We start from the raw sequence: 730 nt of genomic DNA on the forward strand, positions 1-730 counted from the left end.
TTGTATATCATTACAAATTTGAAAATAGAGAAATCGCAAAATTGAAAATATTTGAGTACATAGAGGGCTTTTATAATAATAAAAGAATACATTCCGCTATAGGTGATTTAACGCCTAATCAAATGGAAAAATACTTAAATCAAAATCGAAGAATGGTAGCTTAAAATTGTCTCCACTTTTTAGTTGCAATTCCACAATTTAACTTACAAAGGTAGAGCACAAATGGGCAATATTTCAAACAAAAAGAGTTAGTTTAGTATTTGATAGTCGTATTAACCTCTAAAATTTTTACAAATTATGCAAGGAAAAATCATAAATATAATAGATATATTAAAAATTCATTATATTCCATTACTTGATAAAGAGGTCGTATAGTTAGAAGAGATTAAAATCAATGTTTTAAAACAGTGTCAAAAACTATATATATGCATCAAATAATATCATTAAACTAATTTGATTACAGATTTACTTATTCTTCACCAGAACCTCTATAAATACAAAAAATAAACAAATTCAGAAGTTAGTCTACAAGAAGTAGAAATTACAATTTTTTATAATTGAGTTAGAATAACTCATTTGAGTAGAACACAAGTTTATAATTACTTTATGAATCAATTATCAAATGTACTACACTAATAGAATAATATCTCTAAACGCAAAAAAGCCTTAGTACATAATGTACTAAGGCTTTGTATAAAAAAAGGCACCGACCTACTCTCCCACCTGTTAC

General features: G+C 25.9%; 1 protein-coding gene. It reads left to right on the forward strand.

The window, feature by feature from the left end:
- Positions 1-164 (forward strand): IS3 family transposase (locus tag GOQ16_RS17220; RefSeq protein ID WP_160070425.1); only part of this gene is annotated, 164 nt, incomplete at its 5' end.
- Positions 165-730 lie beyond the last annotated feature (566 nt).

Source organism: Sphingobacterium bovisgrunnientis (assembly GCF_009829085.1).
GTDB classification, from domain to species: Bacteria; Bacteroidota; Bacteroidia; order Sphingobacteriales; family Sphingobacteriaceae; genus Sphingobacterium; species Sphingobacterium bovisgrunnientis.